The organism is Parabacteroides distasonis ATCC 8503, from assembly GCF_000012845.1.
Taxonomy (GTDB): Bacteria; Bacteroidota; Bacteroidia; order Bacteroidales; family Tannerellaceae; genus Parabacteroides; species Parabacteroides distasonis.
The window spans coordinates 3,039,544-3,059,530 of record NC_009615.1; the positions used below are offsets into that span (position 1 = coordinate 3,039,544).

At 45.6% G+C, this 19,987-nt stretch carries 14 protein-coding genes; 3 read left to right on the forward strand and 11 right to left on the reverse strand.

Annotated elements, in window-relative coordinates:
• Position 1: 1 nt before the first annotated feature.
• The 5 genes from BDI_RS12830 to BDI_RS12850 form a co-directional block, all read right to left on the reverse strand.
• The gene (locus BDI_RS12830; RefSeq protein WP_005861240.1) at positions 2-280 is read right to left on the reverse strand and encodes a DUF4834 family protein; all 279 of its coding nucleotides are present in this window, start codon (positions 278-280) and stop codon (positions 2-4) included.
• A gap of 56 nt (positions 281-336) precedes the next feature.
• Positions 337-1,038 carry a CDP-alcohol phosphatidyltransferase family protein gene (locus BDI_RS12835; protein WP_009276453.1) on the reverse strand — a complete coding sequence of 234 codons (702 nt, stop codon included), beginning with the start codon at positions 1,036-1,038 and terminating at the stop codon, positions 337-339.
• On the reverse strand, positions 1,035-1,697 hold the full coding sequence (locus tag BDI_RS12840) for a phosphatidylserine decarboxylase family protein (RefSeq protein WP_005861238.1): 663 nt from the start codon (positions 1,695-1,697) through the stop codon (positions 1,035-1,037). Before BDI_RS12840 ends, BDI_RS12835 begins: the two co-directional genes overlap by 4 nt.
• Positions 1,698-1,769: 72 nt before the next feature.
• On the reverse strand, positions 1,770-4,937 hold the full coding sequence (locus BDI_RS12845; RefSeq protein WP_011966900.1) for a UvrD-helicase domain-containing protein: 3,168 nt from the start codon (positions 4,935-4,937) through the stop codon (positions 1,770-1,772).
• Between the two features lie 12 nt (positions 4,938-4,949).
• Entirely contained in the window at positions 4,950-5,294 is a 345-nt protein-coding gene (locus BDI_RS12850) for a translation initiation factor (protein WP_005861235.1), read from the reverse strand.
• Between the two features lie 210 nt (positions 5,295-5,504).
• On the opposite strand from BDI_RS12850, the gene BDI_RS12855 reads away from it, so the two are divergent.
• Positions 5,505-7,814, forward strand: a complete 2,310-nt coding sequence (locus BDI_RS12855; protein ID WP_011966901.1) for a sensor histidine kinase — start codon at positions 5,505-5,507, stop codon at positions 7,812-7,814.
• On the opposite strand, the gene ispF is transcribed toward BDI_RS12855, so the two are convergent.
• The 5 genes from ispF to BDI_RS12880 form a co-directional block, all read right to left on the reverse strand.
• The gene (gene ispF / locus BDI_RS12860) at positions 7,783-8,268 is read right to left on the reverse strand and encodes a 2-C-methyl-D-erythritol 2,4-cyclodiphosphate synthase (protein ID WP_005861223.1); all 486 of its coding nucleotides are present in this window, start codon (positions 8,266-8,268) and stop codon (positions 7,783-7,785) included. The genes BDI_RS12855 and ispF overlap by 32 nt on opposite strands.
• Positions 8,269-8,274: 6 nt before the next feature.
• On the reverse strand, positions 8,275-9,477 hold the full coding sequence (gene porV, locus BDI_RS12865; protein ID WP_005861221.1) for a type IX secretion system outer membrane channel protein PorV: 1,203 nt from the start codon (positions 9,475-9,477) through the stop codon (positions 8,275-8,277).
• 91 nt (positions 9,478-9,568) lie between these two features.
• Positions 9,569-12,943 carry a type IX secretion system sortase PorU gene (porU, locus tag BDI_RS12870; RefSeq protein ID WP_011966902.1) on the reverse strand — a complete coding sequence of 1,125 codons (3,375 nt, stop codon included), beginning with the start codon at positions 12,941-12,943 and terminating at the stop codon, positions 9,569-9,571.
• Positions 12,940-13,554 carry a fumarylacetoacetate hydrolase family protein gene (locus BDI_RS12875; protein WP_005861219.1) on the reverse strand — a complete coding sequence of 205 codons (615 nt, stop codon included), beginning with the start codon at positions 13,552-13,554 and terminating at the stop codon, positions 12,940-12,942. Before BDI_RS12875 ends, porU begins: the two co-directional genes overlap by 4 nt.
• Before the next feature lie 3 nt (positions 13,555-13,557).
• Entirely contained in the window at positions 13,558-14,208 is a 651-nt protein-coding gene (locus tag BDI_RS12880; RefSeq protein WP_005861218.1) for a redox-sensing transcriptional repressor Rex, read from the reverse strand.
• Between the two features lie 18 nt (positions 14,209-14,226).
• Between BDI_RS12880 and BDI_RS12885 the strand changes: the two genes are divergently transcribed.
• A complete protein-coding gene (locus tag BDI_RS12885) occupies positions 14,227-15,012 on the forward strand; it encodes a BRO-N domain-containing protein (RefSeq protein WP_009276451.1) in 786 nt (261 codons plus the stop codon).
• A 213-nt stretch (positions 15,013-15,225) separates the two neighbouring features.
• Here BDI_RS12885 and BDI_RS12890 read toward each other — a convergent pair whose 3' ends face one another.
• Positions 15,226-18,105: a DUF6383 domain-containing protein gene (locus BDI_RS12890; protein ID WP_011966903.1), complete on the reverse strand. Its 2,880-nt coding sequence runs from the start codon at positions 18,103-18,105 to the stop codon at positions 15,226-15,228.
• Between the two features lie 1,054 nt (positions 18,106-19,159).
• Here BDI_RS12890 and BDI_RS12895 point away from each other — a divergent pair.
• Positions 19,160-19,981 carry an Rpn family recombination-promoting nuclease/putative transposase gene (locus BDI_RS12895; protein ID WP_011966904.1) on the forward strand — a complete coding sequence of 274 codons (822 nt, stop codon included), beginning with the start codon at positions 19,160-19,162 and terminating at the stop codon, positions 19,979-19,981.
• Positions 19,982-19,987 lie beyond the last annotated feature (6 nt).

The window sequence follows — 19,987 nt, forward strand, 5'->3', positions numbered from 1 at the left end:
TCTATTTAACTTCCTCGTAATCCACATACTCCCCTTCATCCTTGGCGAATATCTTCTTACGGTGCACATAAGGTGTACGATCATCATCATCGTCCCGGGCGGTAGTAGTCGTAGAACGATGTCCGGAAGTATTGCTATTTGTTTGACGACGTTGTTCTCCCTTACGAGTGCTGTTTCCGCTACCAAAAAAGATGTTCTTAAAGGTACGCAAGATGGAGAAACCCATCAGAAACACCAACAGGATAAAGAAAAAGAATATTACAAACAAAAACTTAAACATAATCCGATACTTAAATGATTCTTTACTATCACAAACACAAAGATAAGAATTCTTGTTTATCCCTTTTTGTTAAAAATAGACAAGACTATATATAACAGGATGGTTCCAGAGATTCCCAAGAATCCCCATAACGCCACGAAAATAATGGCACAAGCGATCAATATATAGCGAAGCTCATTACCCTTCCACGCTAAGGATTTCACCTTCAGCGAGAACATCGGTATCTCAGACACCAACAGCAAGGAGGTAATAAACGCCAAGATAACAGTCACCAACACGAACAAGCCTTCATTCGCATGGATAACCGGTAAAACAGAATATCCCACCGAAGCCCAAAATAAAGCATGCGCCGGAACCGGCAAGCCGATAAACGAGGTAGTTTGCCGTTCATCAATATTGAACTTAGCCAAACGCAAACCTGAAAACGTAGGGATCACGAACGCCAGATAAGGGATATACGTATTCAAAGAGCCAAAAGGCAAAGCCGTAGAAGCCTCTCCCAACAACCAATAGACCACCATGCCCGGAGCGAAGCCGAAACTTACCATATCCGACAAGGAATCCAATTCCTTTCCCATCGGCGAGTAAGCCTTCAATAAACGAGCGGCAAAGCCATCGCAGAAATCAAAGACCGCGGCTATAATAATCCAAATCAACGCAGATAAAAGATTTCCGTGCAAGGCCATAACACTGGCGACACAACCGGACAGAAGGCTTAGACACGTAATTGTATTAGGAATATGTTTTCTTATACTCATTTTGACAAACGGGCTATAGGCGTTTGATTGCCTGTTACTTTTTGATCCATCTCTATTAACACCTCTGTTCCTACCGGCAGGTAGACATCCACGCGAGAACCGAATTTAATAAACCCCATTTGCTCGTCCACATGACATTTCTCTCCCGGCTTGGCATACGTAACGATGCGGCGTGCCATCGCCCCGGCAATCTGACGAGCCAAGACATCCACCCCGTTCCTCGTGGTAATCACGACCGCCGAACGTTCGTTCTCCGTACTACTCTTCGGCAGATAAGCCGCCATAAAACGCCCGTTCTGGTGGGAAACATGCTTAACGGTACCGTTTACGGGAAACCAATTAGCATGCACGTTGAAGATAGACATAAAGATAGATATCTGTAGGCACTTCTTATGAAGGATCTCGTTCTCCATCACTTCCTCGATGGCAACGATCGTACCGTCGGCGGGAGCGATCACCAAGCCTTCCGAATCATAAGGAAACCGGCGGAAAGGACTACGGAAGAAGTTTAATACCAATAGGAACAATACGGTAGAAACAAAAGCGACAGAATAAAACAGCATACCCTTACCTACCGTATGGTACAAAGTTATATTCACAATAAATAATATTGTAAACAACGTAAGCAGTAAACCGGTTCCTTCTTTATGTACTTTCATTCTTCTTTGACTGTATCGTTTTATACTAAGAATCTGCAAAAATATTCATTTTTACCGAATATCAAAAATATATCACTTATTCACTGCCTCTATTTTACCTAACTCTACGTACCAAAGGTATCCATCGACCCGCTCGAAACCCATTTTACGGATTAATTGCAGGTAATTTCTTACCTGATTAGGATGGCGCTTATCTTGCCGTTCGCCAAATTTATAATCCACGACAATAACCTTACCTCCTTTTATTATCACCCGGTCCGGGCGTTTAGACAAGCCTTTACCGAACAGGATATCCACTTCATTCAAGACACGGGCGGAACCATCATACCAAGCCTTTACCTCCTCCGCTTGCAATAATTCTTCCAGACGGCTGATCAACTCCGCCGCTTCCTCCCGGTTAATCACCCCGGCTAACCGATAACTTTCGACCGAAGCGGGAATATCTTTCGGCGTACGTATCCGGCTCAATACCTCATGCATCAAGGTACCGTGCTTCCGCCTGGCATTATCGAAAAAGAATCCTTTCCCATGCAGGCGTAATTGTAAACGATCATCCGGGGAAACGGAATACAGGCGGCTCATGGGGATTTCCTCCAGGGTATCTTCTGCCGTTCTACCCGAAGCTGGATGCCACCATTCGCCCCTTTCAAAGGTATCATCCTCGATATCCGTCTCCACCCCCGCCCACAATAGATCGGCGATGGAAGTTATCTTCTCAACCTTACCTTCCTTGTTGATCTTCCTCGGACGGGGGGAGAATACGATCAGTTCTTCTTTCGAACGGGTAAAAGCGACGTATAAGGTGTTCAAGTTATCGATGAAAGCATGCAAGCGCTCCTTGAAATAATCCTTGGCGAAAATCGTGCTACTCAGGATCTGTCCGTAACGGACAGGAACTAAGTGCAGGCGGTCAAACGGCTTCTTCTCCGGGTGGCACCAAAGGATAACGGGCTTTGTCGGCTTATGGTCGATCTCCCAGTCCCCGAAAGGAATGATAACGACCTTAAAACCTAAGCCCTTGGATTTATGTACGGTCAAGATGCGGATAGCGTTTTGCCCATCCGGGGTAGCGATCGTCTTTCGATAACCGGTCTCGTCCCACCATCTCAAGAAACGGTTCAAATCTGCGCTTTCTTTTTGGGCGTACTCGGAAACCATATCCAGAAAAGCTTGCACGAATACCTGTTCCGTTTCCGGGAAGTAAGCGGAGAAGTTACGGAAGAGCCCTTCGGTTACCTCGTACAAGGATTGCCGGGAAATAGACTGAAGGTTTTGGAAAACAGACTCATCCGCCTCGCTCTCCCCGAATTTTCCGGTTAATACTTGATAGGCATACATCGCCAATTTCCTGTTCGTCCGGTCCTCCGGATTTCGCAAATAGCGCAATACGGCGATCAGGAAACGGACCGCCGGAGAACTACCCACGAACAGGGCATCATCGGAGATGATATCGTAATTGTATCGGTCGGACGGATGCTCTTCCTTATAGGCTAGCAACGTATCAGCCACTAAAGCGCCTTCTTGATTGGTACGCACGAGTATGGCGATATCTTTTAGCGCGTAACCGTTATCCTGCAAGCGCTCCAAGGTAGCGGGCAATCGCTCCATCGCCTCCTGCTTCCAGTCCTTATCCTCATCACCGGAGAGGAAATCGATCCGTACATGTCCATCCTTCTTCTGGAAGGGCGGGGGGACACGCTGGGAACTATCGTCGTAGGCCGCCATGATCCTCGCAGAAAAGGCCGTGCGCTCTTCCTCGCTTAATGAGGAGTTTTTCAACGCCTCATTATATAGATCCTGCAGGATCGCCGGAGCGGCGGTGAAGAATGCGTTATTAAACTCCACGATATGGCGGCAGCTTCGCCAATTATCCATCAGGGTTTCCTCACGGACTTGCTCGTCCTCGAAATCCCTGCGGACTTGCTCGTCCAATAGCTTCCAATCCGAGTTACGAAAACGATAAATACTTTGTTTCACGTCGCCAACGATCAGATTCGCCCGGCCATTCGCCAGACTCTCCTCCACCAAGGGGCGGAAGTTATTCCACTGCATGCCGCTGGTATCTTGGAACTCATCGATCATATAATGATCTACGTGCGTACCCGTTTTCTCGTAGATAAAGGGGGCGTCACTGCCGCTGATGACCTTATTCAGCAACTCGGTCGTATCGGCGATTAGCATGACATTCTTTTCTTCCCGGTAAGAGGCGATTTGCCGGGAGATATCGGTTAAGATCCCTAACGTATAATAATAACGTACGATCTCCCGGGCCGTGTTATAGGCCGTCAGGTTGGCGAACAGGGATACGATATTCTTTACGCAGGCATTCAACCCTTCCTCATATACACACCCGATGATCTGCCGGAGACCCGGTGGAGTCGTCTTGGTCGTATAGGCATCCGGATTATCCGGCAAAGCTTGGAACGTGGCTGTCGGCTCTTTCATCTCACCTTTCGCCAGCTTCTCGAAATAGAAAAACGGGGAACGACTTCCTCCCTTAAAATCCGAGGGTTGTAAGGCGAACTGTTTCAGCAACGCCACTCCCTCCTCTCCTAAACGTTTCGCCTCCGCCTCGACGGAGCGGATAATGGCGTATAGCTCATTCTTATAGGCATCGAGCGCCTGCTTATCCGCGATATCCTTACCTACTTCCTCGCTAAATGCCTTATAACTCTCCTTAAAGACCTCCCGGCTGAGCGACATGATGTCTTGCCGCAAACTCCAGCCGCCTCCATCCTCGATCTTGTCCTCGGCGAAACGCAGCAGCCAACCTAGCAAATCCTTGCTCTCCGGCTTCTCCAGATCGGCCAGCAGGTTATCGATCGCCTCGGTCAAGACCAGTTCTTGGTCCATCTCGATGCCATAACCGCCTTGCAAACCGATCTCGCGGGTAAAGGCACGCATCGTTTGCTGGAAAAAGCGGTCGATCGTACTGATATTAAAAGCGGAGTAATCGTGCAGGATAGCGACCAGAATCTTCCGGGCCTGCTCCCTCACCTGCCGCTCCGTCAAGGAATAGGCGGAAGAGAGTAGCTGGATATAATCGGACGCACGGCCGGAAGCGAGGTGATAAAGTTCTTGAACGATACGGGTTTTCATCTCATCCGTCGCCTTATTCGTAAACGTCACGGCCAAGATCCGGCGGTAAACGCCCGGCTGGGAGAAGAGCAACATCAGGTACTCCCCTGTCAGCTTATGCGTCTTGCCCGCCCCGGCGGAAGCCCTATAGATTGTTAGCATAGCGATCGGGGATTAGATCGTACGGCTTTTCGAATAGCCCTCTTTCCGGAGGATATCCAACACCTTGGCACGCAGGTCCCCTTGGATGATTATCTCCCCGTCCTTAGCGGAACCGCCTACGCCGCATTTCACTTTCAAGAGTTTTCCCAAGGCGGTCAGATCCTCGGAAGTGCCCCGGAACCCGGTGATCAAGGTAACCATCTTCCCTCCCCGGTTCCGCTTATCCAAGGATATGCGCAAAGCTTGTTTCTCCTTCGGCAACGTATCTTCCTCTTCCGTATCTCCCGTATTATATTGAAAATCGGGATTCGTGGAGTACATCACGCCTAATCGATCTTTCCAATCATTATTCTTCATAAAAATACCACTTTATTGGCTCAAAGCTACGTATTAATCTCCGAATAGGCAAACAAGGGCGAAAAGGCTATCCTATCAAGATGGAACTATTACCATTTTACTACATATAAAACCTTTATTTTCAGGCAAACCTCTTGCTTAATAAAGCGGAATCACTACATTTGCTACCAGAATCACGTTTGCTACATATATCGCTTAGAATTAACGGCCATGAGAAATATCATTCTTTTTATTTTTATTATACTAACGGTCCACTTGAACATGAGCGCACGAGGCTCCGGCGAGAAACCGTCTATAGTCGTACTGCACTCCATCAACTTCGAGGAAAGCTGGACGAAACAGACCTATCTTGATATAGAAAGAAAATTCGGGGAGGAAGGGTTTACCGTAAAGGCGATTCCCTTACAGATCCCCGGTATCCGCACTATGGAAGGGTTTCAAGAGAAGAGAACAATGATCCTAGAGAGAGTTCCCGTGCCACCCACCTTAGTCGTATGCATAGGAGATCCCTCTTGGCTTGTCGCCCGCCCGTTGTTTGACAAGGAATGGAAAGATATTCCCTCTATCATCTGCTACGCCAGAGATTATATGTACCCGAAAGAAGAGTACCTGATAGACCTAGATAAAAACGTGCTCGATACGCTGGTTCCCATCACGGACGTAGTAAAAGGCTATAACGCCACTTTTATAAAATACCCAGTCTATATCAAGCAAACGATCGAGCTAATCAAAAAGCTACAACCGGAATTAACCAAACTGGCCTTTATTTTTGACCGCCGTTATATAAGCCAGCAAACGAAAGCGGATGTAGAGGCCGTGCTACGGAAAGATTTTCCGGGCATCCAATTCGAGCCACTGTCTACCACCTCCATTTCCACCGAGAACTTATTGGACAGACTGGCCTCTTTCGACAATAAGACCGGAGTCCTTTATTACTCATGGTACAGGACCCGGAAGGATAACGAGAATCGTTACCTAGTCGATAACGTCCAGAAAATGACCAATAGTTTCTCCGTCCCCCCAATCTTTACCTTGCAAGACGTACAAACAGAAAACGGGAATTTCGCCGGGGGATATTATGTTTCTCCGGAGGATTATGCGCAGGTGACGGTCAACACGATCGAAATGATCCTCTCGGGGAAAGATAGTAAGGAAATCCCGATCCAGACCGCGGAAACCCCGAGGGCCTACCTAAATTACCAGCATCTATTGCTTCACCAGATCGATCCCGGCCTATATCCCCCGAACGCCACGTATTTCCAAGAGCCTCCCGGTTTCTTACAGAAATACAAGATCCATATCATAAGCCTACTCGTCATTCTGGCGTTATTGATAACGATCGGGATCTTACGGGTCCGCCTCTTCATCCAAAAGCAAAAGGCCAAAGACAAGGAGCTGCAAATCGCACGCCAAGCGCAAGACCTGAACCAGAAATACCAGCTCGTCTTGAAAGCCAGCAACATGATGACATGGATATGGGACGTAAAAGAAGCACGGCTCGAATGTAACAATATTTACCTGACCCAAAGATCCATTCGCGACAAGGGAATCGACGGCCTATTCAGCATGTCGGCGGACGAGTTTTATAGCGGCATTCACCCCGAGGACTTGGAACAGATGCAAGACGCTATCAATAAACTAATCGCCGGCGAGAGCATATCGATCGACGAGGAGATCCGTTATTTAGACGATACAGGGCTTGAATATACATGGATAGAGATCTTTGCGATCGTAGGGAAAACCGATCCGGAAGGAAAATCCGCCTACTTAACCGGAGGTACTACCCTCATCAACCAACGGAAAAAAATGGAACAAGAACTGAGGGACAAGGAGAAGATAGAGGAATCCAACCGGTTGAAATCCGCCTTCCTAGCGAACATGAGCCACGAGATACGTACCCCGCTGAACGCTATCGTAGGCTTTTCCAACCTGCTAGCGGAAACTTGCCACTCCGAGGAGACGAGAGAGTTCTGCGAGATCATCGAGACGAACAACGAGCTTCTCCTTCAACTCGTGAACGATATCCTGGACCTATCGAAGATCGAGGCCGGGCAAATGGATTTCATCTATTCCGAGTTCAACGTATCCACGCTATTCCGGAGCTTATACCAGACCTTCCAAAGCCGGGTGAAAGACGGTGTCACTCTCTATTGCGAGATACCTGAACAGGATTGCGTTATCTATTCCGAGAAGAATCGCTTGACCCAAGTGATCACCAACTTCCTCACGAACGCCTGTAAGTTCACGTTCCAAGGGTCTATCCGCATGGGATACAAGGAGAGGGAAGATGGATTATACTTTTACGTAAAAGATACCGGAAAAGGTATTGAGCGGAAGAACCTCCCGCACGTATTCGAGCGTTTCGCCAAATTCGATTCCTTTATCCAAGGAACCGGACTCGGACTATCCATTTGCCAAACGATCCTAGAGAATCTTCACGGGAAGATCGGCGTAGAGTCGGAAGAAGGAAAAGGGAGTACTTTCTGGTTTACGATCCCATGCGCTGTATCAAGACCGTAGCGTAAGCCGAGATCCCTTCCTGCCGTCCGGTGAAGCCCAGCTTCTCCGTGGTCGTAGCCTTGATAGAGATATCCTCCTCGTCCACGTTCATGACCTCGGCCAGCGTTTTCTTCATCAGAGGGATATGGGGATTCAATTTAGGGCGCTCGGCGGCTACGGTGGCATCGATATTACCCAACTCATAGCCCGCCTCTCTTAAAAGCCTCATGGTATCCCGGAGCAAGATCTTACTATCGATATTCTTATATTCACCAGCCGTATCCGGGAAATGATAACCGATATCCCGCATATTGGCCGCTCCCAGTAAAGCGTCGCAGATCGCATGGATCAACACGTCCGCATCGCTATGTCCCAATAGGCCCAACGTATGCTCGATCTTAATCCCGCCTAGCCATAATTCCCGGTCCGGCACCAAGGCGTGGACATCATAGCCAAAACCTACACGTATCTTCATATCCATTTATCTGAAAAGGTTCTTGATTCCATCCATATCGAACGACAAGGAGAAGCGCAATGTCTGGTCCAACGGGTTACTCTGTACCGTACTGATCAGATAAGCGGCATCCAACTGGAAAACACTCATGCGGAAACCAGCACCGACTGAGAAGTACTGACGGTTTCCCTGATATTTATTCTCATAGTAATAACCGCCACGAACAAAGAACTGCTGATTGTAATTATACTCCAGACCGATAGAGGCCATAATCTCCTCTAGCTCGCCCTTGAAGCCATTCGGCGAGTCACCGAATGATTTGAAGATACCCGTGATCGGGGACATATTGTTATATTCATCATGTTTTTCCTTATAAGCAGCCTCATCCTCGGGAGTCGTACCTTCTTGAATAGGTTCGGTAGGAACTAAATATTTACTCAAATCCACATAGATACCGATTTGGTTATAATCATCGATCGGATACAGTAAACCAGTTCCAACCTTTAACATCGTAGGCAAGAATTGGTTGGTATTTCCACCGTCGTAAGAGACCTTCGTACCGATATTGGAGACATTAAAACCAAAGCTCCACAGGCACTCGCTATTCCCTAAGATCACGTATTTCTCCAGATAACCGGCGATATCAGCGGCAAAAGCGTTATCCGGAACCATATCCGCATCCGACGAGGCACCCATGTCCGAACGAATATAGCGCAAGGCGACCGCCATAGAGAACACATCCGATAATTTACGGCTATAACTTACATCAAAAGCCATCTCATAAGGATTCAATATGAGCTGATTACCCATTCCTCCATCCCGGCTTTCCTGTACTTCTCCTAAAGAGAAATAACGCAAGGAAGCTCCGATCGCCTGCATATCGCTATCGCCTAATTTATAATAACCGGCCAGATATGCTAAAGCCACATCATTCACCAATTTACGTAACCAAGGCGTATAGGATAAAGCGACTCCGGCCTTACTATAGCTAAAAGCATACTTAGCCGGGTTCCAGTATTGGGAATTCACATCCGGCGTAGTAGCCACACCGTTATCACCCATAGCACCTCCGCGAGCATCGGGCGCAATAGACAAAGACGGTATCGCCGTATTAATCGGGGCGAATTTATGTTTAACATCGTCTGCGCCTCCTTGGGCATATAAAGCCGTAAATGCCGTCAAAAAGCTGAAAACCGCTAGTAACAGACTGAATCTTGAAACTCTTACCATATATTCTATTCTAAAAATACATTTACATTTATCATTCCTAGAGGGTAATAAACATACCCCCATGCTTATTATAAACTAATTACCCGATACTTTATTGTGCGAGAATGATTAATTTATTCGCTTTCGTCGCCTCTTTCGAGTTATTCGTGCTAATCGCCGCCCGATACAGATAAACTCCCGGGCGCAACCGCCTGCCACCGTTATCCGTCAGGTTCCAAGTTACGATATAAGCCTTAAACAACTCGGAGGAACCGCTCTTCTCTGTACTCCATAGGAACTTACCGGTCATATCATAAACCATAACCGTCACCTTTAAGTTCGACTCCGGACGATTGTGATGCAGAAAGAATTCCACCTGATCCCGTGCCGGATTCGGGGTGGCATACATCTCGATCAGATTAGGTTTCAACCCTTCCGCCACCTCAAAAGTAAAGGTATAGGTTGTGGAGTTATTTAAGATATCCCACACCTTAAACTCAGCCGTATGCATTCCCGGCTCCAGCTCAGGGATGGAGAACTGGACAAGTCCTTCGTTCTCACTATCTGGTAGCAACGCATAATAACTATTTAAGTTATAGCTCATAGAGGGCATACTATCAATCGTCAACATCATATCATGCCCTACGCTACTGCCGGTTATATTCACGCCGCTCTTATCCCACAGCTTCGCTACAAAATAAGGAGTCGTGTTTACCTTATCGCCCGAAACAAAACTGGAATCATTCAAATAGATCTGCCGGATCTCGGGACCGATCGTATCAGTCTCCGCCGTATCCGAAGTCCCCCCCACGATAAAATCGAAAAAAGAACCCTGCGCCTCTTTTGTCTCGGAAGACGCATATAGGTTTAATTTACCTTTCTTATTGGAATAAGAGATATCCTTCGGGACCATAAAAGTAAAGCTGAACTTTCCATTTCGAACCGAGTCTCTACCTATATAAATCGTATTCGGATAATCGAGATAAGTGAATTTCTCAGAGCTATTCCCTAAAGTCGTAATGGAACTTTGGCTATCAAATATGGTCGAGCTTAATACGCCCGTGAAATCCGCGGCAAAAGAACCTGACGGATTCAAGATTTCACCCTCTACCGTAATCCGGGATAACGCCTTAAACTCAAAAGGCTCATCAGAAACAGCTTCTCCATTCACAGCCGTCACCCGAGCCTTATACTCTGGATACGCGAACTTTAACGCCGGGTCTCCGATTAAGATAAAGTTCAATTTATTTGAGTCATTGAGTTGACGTTTCGTATACATCATCGCCTCTCCAAGCGTATAACGGCTATTCGCGCCTTCTTGGAACAGGTTATCGATGAGTGCCTTATTTAAGTTCGCATTATTACCGGAGAACACGACACGGGTCGTCGTAAACAAAGCGATACCCCCACTGGTAGGATTCAAGAAAACAGATTCACCCGCAGAAGTTTTCACATCGTCAAAACGGGTAAAGTCGCAGGTAGCCGTCACCCACACCGGCAGATGCTTATAACTGGAATTATTGATATCGGTTTGTGTCCATACGCTTTCGTCCGCCCAATGGGTCGTACTGCCATGCCCCGTATAATTAATCAACAACTGACCACTTTTTAATAGTTTCTCAATCTCATTATGCACATCCGGATAAGTCCCGAGGCTGCTACGCTTATAAGCATCGAAATACACTTTATTAACTAGAAAACCGGGTTGCATCTCTTCAATGGCCTCAGCAAGCTGATCTGCCTGCTTCATATGATTCGTTGTGAAGCTATCCTCATTATTTCCATCATCCGCCACGAATGTCACGTTATTCTTCCAACTACCCGAATCCTTATTCTCCATATAAGAAATCGTCTTATCCACCATCTGAGTCGCCTCCGTTACTGTACGGATTGGAAAGCGCCCGACACCCACACACATCTTATCTCGGCTAAAATTACTGCCGGAATTATCCTCTAAAAACGCAAAATAATCATCTGTCGCATAAGAGTAGACATTCAATGACTCTTGAGACTGGAAAGTCAAGAGCATATTACTCCGTGAAACACCTTGCACCTCACCGCTTATCCCCCGATTATCATAGATCCCGTCTCCGAAAAGCAATAAATATTTTGGAGGATTACCCAAAGAAGAACTACGATCGTAAAACATCTTCATCAAACGACGATATGCCGTCGCATCTGGAGTTCCACTAGAGAACTCATTATAAATCGCCTCTGGAGTTACGACTTCAACAGTCAAGCCATCTTTCTCACGGTGCGCAACCGCCAAACGCTCCGCCTGCTGAACCAAAGACGGAGCCGATATAATAATCATATCCCTCTGTTCCAAACCATGCAGATTCGAGGAAGCGACTTCTCCCACGACTTCCGGAGAAGGAAATGTTTGATTGGTTTGAACCAACACAAACTCCCTCAATCTACCCGCTGGTATTGTAAATGAAAGTTCAGAACCATTCAGATCGGCTTCCACTCTCTTCACATTTAACGCATCGGTCACATCAAACACCAAGGTATTCGAATTCGCCTCGCTAATAACAAAGCGAGACGCATTTCCTACAGAAGTCAAGCTTCTGAAAAAAGTACAAGCCCCATAAGGGCGCAACGTACGGACAAATTGCATACGGATATAGTCCAAACGTACATTCGTATGTCCACTTGAACTATAGGAAACCACTACGTTATTTTTCTCACTTTTTGATCCCTTCCATAACGCGGTGGTTGTCCCGGGAATCGCCTTTGTATACGATCTGACATTCGAGCTTACTGTTTGGATAGAAGGTATGGTTATATCCAACAATTCGGAGTCATTGATACTTAAAGAAGCCGTACCGGAGCCAGAGTTAATTCTTGAGATAAAACGCATGGTCACCTTACCGTCCGCATCCGTAATCCCGGGGATAGAAGAAAAGGTAGAAATTGTACGAGGGCGTGCCCCACTAAAGTCCTCTCCAAAAAACTCCCGGCCGGATTGGTTTACGGAGACTAACTCTTGCTCATGCAATAGATAATCATCATAAGTCGTAATCCGAGTGGAAGCACCACTCGCTTGAGCCACGGAAGTCATATCATTCGTGGGTGTGGCATCGGTCACAAAATAATAGCCATACAATGAATAAGGATTATTCGTATGCACGAATGTCTGGCTCGACGAGTCATATTCCCATTTAACCGACCCTTTCCCGTAGAATAACAGGTAATCACTCCCACGCCAAACCGGAGTAGAAGGGACATCATCGATATATTCTTTACTGAAATCCTCATCCAAGGGCCATCCTCCATAGCCATGGACAGAGACTTTCGATGGGTCCGAGAAACCCATATTCTTCAAATCCGCATAGGATAATTTGTAGATTCCGGTCTTATCCACCCGGATCTTCACCCATTTCCCTTCCGATAACAGGGAGTTAGAAGCATAACGGCTACCATCCGCCCATGTATATGAGCAAAGTAATAAACCTATAATGAATATATATATTAATCTTCTCATCTCACATAAAAATCCAGAAGCTTCCGCTCGCCAAGATATCCCTCCAGATGATCGTCGATCTTCACGGGACCTACGCCAGCAGGTGTTCCGGTATAAATCAAATCGCCTATTTTCAGCGTAAAGAAGCGACTTACATACGCAATAATCTTATCTACCGAAAACAGCATATTCGAGGTATTGCCTTCCTGTACCTTCGAGCCATTGATATCCAGATGGAATGGAAGCCGGTTTACATCCCCCGCTTGCTCCAGCGGAATAAAGGTCCCGATCACAGCCGAATTATCAAACGCCTTACTAATTTCCCACGGTAGCCCTTGCGCACGCAATTTATTCTGCAAATCCCGTGCCGTGAAATCAATACCGACCGTAACCTCATTATAATAACGATGAGCGAAACGCTCGGCTATATTTTTCCCCAAACGGTCTATCCGTACCACGATCTCCGTCTCATAATGAACTTCCGATGAAAAATCCGGAATAAAAAACGGTTTCCCATCTTTCAACAAAGAGGAGTCCGACTTCATAAAAATAGTAGGCTCTGATAATTCTAACGAATGATGCAGCTCTTTATTGTGAGCGGCATAGTTCATTCCAACGGCGATAATCTTCATATTTTAGTGATTCATTGAGTTCAATCGATTAAACATAACAGCTAAATGCGCATACATAGAAGTGTTCTGGACTACGATATGTTCCGGCACCCGTATACGGAACGGGGTAAAATTCCAAAGAGCCTTGATTCCTCCCTCGATAATCCGGTCTGTCACCTCCTGCGCTTTCTCCACCGGCACGGTGATCACCCCGATCGTCGCGCCATATTCTTTCTGCTTGGCAGGAAAATCATCCATATGAAAAACGGGAATGCCATTGATCATGCTCCCGTCCAAATCCTCACGGACATCAAAGCCCGCCACGATCTCCAAACCATATTGGCTCAGTCCGGTGTCATGCAACAAAGAAGCGCCCAGACTCCCTACCCCAAACAGAAATGCCTTATGCTGGGATGTAAAACCGAGGAAATCCTCCAGTACGTCAACCAACGCGTTAATATCGTATCCCACTCTCGTCTTCCCGGAGATATTCACAAAAGAGAGATCTTTAGCGACCTGACTAGGATCTACATTTATCTCCTTAGCGATCTGGGTAGATGAGATAAACGCTTCCCCTTTCCCTTTCATCAACTTTACGAACGCAAGATACCACGGCAACCTCCTTAACGTAGGTTCCGGCACTTTCCATGCCTGTTTTATATCATCGCTGGCCATTGTCTAATTCTCCTATTCATGTATAACATTCGTGCAAGCTTACAAAAGTACAAAATTAAAAAGATTCACCAAAAAAGCCCCGATCGAGAAACTGTATTTAACTACCACCTTAACAGTGGTCTCACATTCAACAATCACGGCTTCGATACCGGCAAGTATGACGATCCTAGCGTTGTCGCTATCCTAACAGATAGTCCTAATCCTAGCAATTACTGGAAGGTGTTGAAACATAGGCTAAGAAAAGAGGGAAATGAGTCGGTTACAAATTGTAACCAACTGAAATTACCTTCTACCGATGGGAAATACTACAAAACCGACGTAGCTACGACAGAACAGCTGTTCCGGCTTATCCAATCCATCCCATCCCCTAAAGCAGAACCTTTCAAGCTATGGATGGCCCAAGTGGCAAAAGAGCGATTGGATGAAATGCAAGACCCCGAGTTAACGATAGATCGAGCCATGAGGGAATATAAAGCGTTGGGGTACTCGGATAATTGGATTAATCAACGCCTTAAAAGCATCGAGATACGTAAAGACCTAACCGATGAATGGAAACGACACGGACTACAAGAGGGCGTTCAGTTTGCTACCCTTACAGATATCATCTATCAAACGTGGGCCGGTAAAACTGCCAAAGAAAAGAATCCGCAACATCTCGAAGAACACGAAGTTATCGCCAAACAAGGAGGAAAAGCAGCAGAGGCCGCCCGCAAACAACTTGAAAGCGATTTAGGCCACTCGGTAATCTCTCCCCTCAACGCTAGAACCGGATTGAGACTTAAAGATAAAAACGACAAAGAATAGACAAAAAGCCCCGATCGAGAAACCGACCGGGGCTTATTCTTTTTCCGCTTTCTTGCCTCACGGAAATACTGACGGAGAGCTTTAATTTTTTACTTTAGTATTAATATCCCCGCATGTTCAACCTCACGGTTTACTTGAAGACGAATCTCCGCACGGGAATCTTAGAATTATATATCTTCTTCAAATGCTTTTCGCATTCTATATCAATTGTGCTTATTTAACAACCACTTTCGTAGTCTCACCGTTTACGGTTACGAATACTACACCTGCCGGAGCAGCGATCGTAGCGTTGTCGGAAGCAACTACCTCGTTAGCAACGGCCTTACCTAATACGGTAGCGATCGTTACAGTCTGACCAGCTGCACCCTGTACGGTTACTGTACCGTTACCAGCGATAACCTTAACAGCAGACTCAGCCTCGATGCCTTCGTTAGATGTCGGAGTGGAAGCACGGTTGATTACGAAGATTTCAGCCTTAGCTTGATCTTCCGTCCAGAACAATACGTTGTTCAATTGAGCCAGATAAAGAGTCGTTTCTGATTCCACGTAAGGAAGAGAACCCTCAACTTCTGCATCATACTCCTCATTTTCAGCATGCAACTTAGAAACGATGCGATAAGCCTCATCGCTAATCTCAGCGGCTACTTCAAAAGCAACAGCTGCCGGATTCAATTGCATCAAACCGATCGTATCACCATCGATAGCGATAGAGTCAAGACCACATACAGAAGCTGCCGCAAATGCCGCACGATAAGTATCATCACCAGCTACATGAGCATAATCATAGATATTCTCGATCTCTGTCGCATCCGGATCTTCATTATTCTTCTCAATTTCGGCAGAAATATTAGCCGGGTTAATCAAGAAGTTGCGAGTCTCAGCCTCTGCGTTGAATGTCTTCGTAGAGATATAATACAACGGCATAGTCTCATTGAATGTCACACAAGCTGTATCCAACCACATAGTCAACGTATCTTGAGTATAAACATCGCTCTTCAAGATGGATTGACCCTCAGCCTTCAACGCAGCGAAACCATCTTCCTGGTTAGCGATCATCTTGTTGTCATCCTCCAAAGTAGTGATCTGTACATGGCCGATAGCAGGAGCGCCATAAGCAGGAGCTTCTTGCGTAGCGAACTCGAAGATTACGTTCTTGTCGTCACACTTAACGCCTTCCTCCAAGATACCGGAAGCAGCGTTAGCTGTAATAGCAGATTCCTCATCATCGCCATAAACAATCTTATATTGATTATCCTTACCCATTGATAAGAAAGAAACCTTCAAAACGTTCTCATTGTCGATAGAGCCATTTTCACCATCGATATCCTCTAACTTATAATTGCTATCTGCAGATACAAGAACTTTCTTGCCTAAACGATCCGTAATATAGTAAACAGGTTTAACAACCTTGTTACCTACAGTAGCATACACAGCCTCTTCGCCCTCTTCAGCAGCAACCTCAGTGGCAACCACTTTCAGTTTCTGAGCGTCAGCCAACTCGCTGTTAGCAACATACATCGTACCATTATTCTTAGCGATCATATACAAATCGTCAGCCAATAGAGAAACCAAACGGAATGACAATGCGCCATTCACCTCGTCAGCCTTCGTTACGACTTTGTAGCCCATCTTCTGAGCATCCTCAACCTTCGGACCTTTTGTCAACTTAACCGTATCCGTACCAAAAGCGTAAACTCCCTCTTTCTCATTGATCAAGATGATAGCACCTTCGATAGAAGATTCTGTGTCAGTTTCTTCCGCCATCATATTCTTCAAAGAACCTTCTGAAGTCAAATACCACATATAAGCCGGAGCCTCCAAAAAAGCCTTCGCATCTACCTTCTTAGCACCTTCGCAATCCAAGTACTCATATTTCTTGTAGCGGCTATCGCTTAACCATTTGGTTTCGTCCGCATTCTTTTTATACTTGTTGTAGAATTGTACATAGTAAGTATAGTCAGCGTCCAATGCATCCGGAGTATCAACTACACCGAATGTAGCCTTAGCCTCTGTCAACTTATCGCCTGTAGCCTTAGTAGCCGTCAAAACCTCCAAGCTGTTAGCGAACTTACCGTAAACCAAAGCACGAGTTGTTGTTGCTACGTCATAAGACATACCAGCATGAGCCTTGTTTTCTTCCGGAGTTGTCGGAGCATAAGTAGGAACACCCTTCGGAGTGATAGTTACCACATAACCGGCAGCGATATCCAACTTGAATTGGAATGCATAGAAATCAGCGGCACGACCGTTCTTCAACAATTCAGCCCCTACAGCAGAGTTTACAGAACTCTCTTTAGCAGCCTCTGTAGGAAGAGCATCAGTAGCTAATTTGAAATAAACATTGTTGTTTACGGTGTTCGTCCATTGAGCGGAGTCAACTACCAAATACTTACCGGAGTTCAAACGAACGTTTACATAAGACTCAGCATCTGTAGCCACAGCACGGAAAGCCACGCCGTCGATTGGGTTGCCATCCAAGTTCTTGTCGAAATCAAGAACAGAAGAAGTACCATACAAACCGTTGATCTGATCGGCAGTCATAGCATCAACAGATGCTGGTTTAGCGATATTGAACGCCTCTGCGGATTTGTTCTTTTTCACAATCACGCGAGTCTTACCACCTTCTACAGCTACATCTACAACTTCTCCATCCTCATCCAAATATTGCAATTGGATAGAATAAGTATCACCATTCTTGATAGCCGTGATCTTGCCTTCAGCAGAAACCAACCATTTAGACTGGCCGTTACTTACGAAAGAAGCACCTTCCTTGGAAAGATCCAAGCTCAATACGCTACCCGTAGCATAGTTCGTCATAGTCCAAACATCCGTCTCGGAATTGTCTACCTTGGAGCTAGCGAACTTCCACAAAGACTTCTTGTAAACATCCTTCATGATGTCGGAGTTTCCCGGAGCATCCACAACCACCAAACTATCAGCTGTCTTCGCCTTATTTTTTACGACAGACAGAACCTGAGTACCCTCTGTTCCAATCTTAATCTGATGCAACTTACCATTTGTCGGAGCAACCGCAAAAGCAGAGAAAGTTCCGAACAAAGCAGCCGCCAAAAGAGTAGAAAACTTTTTGTTCATAATACTGAAATTAATATTAATACTAGTGTTTATTAAGATAATCAAATACTTAGCTCTATTAAATCGATTCCAAAATCACATAAAACGACTAGTCTAAACGATCGTCTAGATTAGTCGTTTTTTAAGGGAGGAAAAGAGAGGTTCGTTTACGGAATCGCTTGTTTCGTAACGGATAGCCTATTTGATTGATAAGAAAGAGGATAAGGGGTGAAAAAAATAGCCCGGAAGGGTTGCAGAAGTCGAAGAAACGCGTACCTTTGCAAATGACTAAAAGAATCGATCGTTTAAACTAGTCGTTTCTACACGATAATAGTATTTATGAATCATACAAACTTTACGCCTTTATAATAATGTACATACGTACATTTATATATTTATCCAAAAGTAACACTTTGACATTTTGTATTCTTAACTCCCGGAGAATCGATTTTTTCGAACAAAGGTACAGTTCGTTCCCAAATAAGTAAGAAAAAAACAGCAATCAACTAATTAACAGACAGATGCTAAAAAAACGCCTTTCGTTATAGCGAAATTAATCCATCGTAATTCATATCTATTGACTTCTTCGGGCTATCCCATAGGGTTACGACTGGGTTCTAACAGGGTTACAATGCCCATTCACGACTACCGCCAACCCTATTCGTGACTGTTTATAATGCCCAACGGCAGTATAGGCGTTACCCAACGCGACTATATGTGCAGGCTTTTGTCGTATATCGTGCGTAAAAGGCCGTACTTTTCCATGAAAAACCCCGATTATCGTCTTCCCCTTCCCCCTATTTCACGATGCCAGCAAAAAGGGATTGTCACGATTCAAGCCTTATATCAAGCAAAAAGTCAAGACAACAACCGTTTTCACGACATAAAATTCCTTCAAGATACTTGATATAACGGTAATATTATGACCTTCAAAAAACACGTACGTCTTTTTCCGGAAACATGTACATGTTTTTTCAAAAAGACGTACGTATTTATTTTTAAAAGCGTATCTTTACCGCAAGAGATGGAAAAAGAACCATCCCTTTCATATTAATCACTAAAACCTATAAGCACTATGGGAAAATTTATCAATCCCTTCACCGATTTCGGCTTTCACCGGATATTCGGACAGGAGGTACACAAGGAGTTACTAATCGATTTCCTGAACCAATTGTTCTTCGGAGAGCACGACATCGAGGACATCACGTTCCTTAACCCGATTCAGACCCCCGAGACGCTGGACGACAGGGGAATCGTTTTTGACGTGCATTGCAAGGATAGCAACGGAAACCTGTTCGTGGTTGAGATGCAAACCGGCGCACAACCCTATTTCCACGACAGGGGACTGTACTATTTGGCGAGGGCCATCAGTAACCAAGGACAAAAAGGGAAGGACTGGAAATTCGCGTTACAACCCGTATACGGGGTATTCCTACTTAATTACAAGATGGACGTGAACTCAAAGTTCCGGACCGATGTTATATTGGCGGACCGGGAAACCGGAAGGATGTTCAGCGACAGGATACGGCAAGTCTATCTCGAGCTGCCTTACTTCCAAAAAGAACCGGACGAGTGCGAGAACGATTTTGAACGTTGGATTTATTTATTGAAGCATATGGACACTTTAGAGAGAATGCCGTTCAAGGCAAAAAAGGCGGTCTTCGATAAGTTGCTAGAAGTAGCCGACGTGGCAAACCTCAGCAAGGAAGAACGCATACAATACGACGAGGCCCTGAAACGATACAGGGATTATAAGAATACGATCGATTACGCAGAGGAGAAAGGGATATTGAAAGGGAAAGAATCTACGGCCCGTAACATGAAAGCCGAGGGAATCGCACCTCTCATCATCCAAAAATGTACAGGGCTCTCCCTTGAGGATATAGAGAAACTATAAAAATAA